Origin of the sequence: Bacillus sp. SRB_8, from assembly GCF_003264205.1 — a bacterium.
Classification (GTDB): Bacteria; Bacillota; Bacilli; order Bacillales; family Bacillaceae_G; genus Bacillus_A; species Bacillus_A mycoides.
This window is the reverse complement of sequence record NZ_NADT01000094.1, coordinates 2,052-3,866: the sequence shown is the minus strand read 5'-3', so window position 1 is coordinate 3,866 and position 1,815 is coordinate 2,052. Positions and strand designations below refer to the sequence as shown.

Genomic DNA, 1,815 nt, shown 5'->3' with positions numbered 1-1,815 from the left:
CGAACTGGTGATTCACCAATTATAACTGACTCTAGTACCCTGACATATCCGATTTCCCCTTGATACTTGACCTGGTACCACAAACCTTGTTTTGAGATGACTTCTAAAACATCTCCATCCTTTACAGGTTTAGACTTCAATAGAAATTTTGTTTCTGGCTTTGGATAGATTCTTTTAACAGCAGAACGTAGAGTAATCCATCCTTTTTCCATATCCCCGTACTTATTAATTTCAAATGGTTTTCCTTGATAGGTAAATGTTCCTGTCACATACTTCCCATCTTTTAAATAGCTCCATGAAGTTGTAGAAAAACTCCATCCAGTCTTTAGTTTACCAGGTTCACTATAGTATAAAGTATCTTTCCCTACTTATTTTCTCCCTTGGTATAGCCTTCCATCTTTAAAAAAGGAGTACTCTATTCCATCTAACGTAATGTTATCTCTTTGCTTACTACCATCTTTGTTGTAATAGTACCAATTCTCTTTCTCCTTCACCCAGCCAACTGATTCATCATTTTGCATATCTGTTACTTTCATAATCGTCCTATATAAGAACATAGAAAATTGCTCTCTGGTAACAATCCCATTTGGATTAAAATTGCCGTCACCTGTCCCACTTGTTATCTGGTTTTCAGCTAGAATTTTCACATATTCATTGGCCCAATGACCTTTCATATCCGTAAATTCAACATTTCCTTGCGATTTTAAATCAAATGTTTTTACAAGCACAGCAGCCATTTCAGCGCGAGTCATATTATTCTTGGGATTGAATTTTTTCTCAGCATTTACACTAAAAATACCACGTGCTGTTAGTGCCAAAATTTCCTTTTTGAAATTGCTGTCATCGATATCAATAAATGGATTATTTGTACTATCTTGCGGTTTTAAATATCGATACAAGAAAGCTGCGAGATGTTCGCGAGTAATAGGATCCGTAGCACCGAAATACCCATTTCCGTATCCTGTTATAATCTTATTCTCAGCCATATACATTATTTCTTTATACGCCCAATGTGTTTTTGGCACATCGATAAAGGATAATGTAGTTTCTTGATTATTTTGTTCTGCATAAGCTGTTCCTAATGTACTGAATAATAAAATACATACCATAGAACTCAAAAATAATTTTTTAATTGTATTCACAATAGACCTCCTATTCAATTGTTAAAGATATAATTTCAAAATCAGCACTTATTTAAAACTTCGGCTTCCTCTGTAAACATTGGTGCATAGGTAGAAAATAATGATAATATAAGTCCTATGACTTTCTTCATACTCGCATCTCCTTATTAATTCTTTAAAAACCTTTTAATTATATATTAGGTTTTATTACTATTAAAATATTAAATGTAAATATGCATAATTGCATATCTTTATTATCAATAGGGCGTACTCTATTGAGAAGATTACAAGTTATTGATTTTAAAGGATTTAGAGGTTCTCAAATACACTTATCAGAATTGAAGCGTGGTATTTAATTCCAGAGTGGCCTTTGAAACCCATAATCGTTTCCGTCCCCCTTTGGGGGGACATCAAAATTTTAGTTTGATGGGAATGTATGGTAATCCTTATTAGTTCAGCAATGACACACATTATCCGTCACAAATAACCAGAAATAGACTGTAAATTTAAATTTACAGAAAAAATTTGATGAAATATATTCTTCTGTTTTTTCGACATGGTTAGACAAACCATTCCATCTTAATATGATATTTTATGATATGCGAGGTGGAAAATATGCAAAGTAAAGAAGGAATGATAGAGCTTTCGTTAACGGAAGGATTAATTATACCGGCTGCGATATTATGTGGTGAAG

1 pseudogene is annotated in these 1,815 nt (G+C 33.1%); it reads right to left on the bottom strand.

The window, feature by feature from the left end:
• A pseudogene (locus B5P40_RS31950) lies at window positions 1–1,142 on the bottom strand (S-layer homology domain-containing protein); the annotation flags it as partial.
• Window positions 1,143–1,815 lie beyond the last annotated feature (673 nt).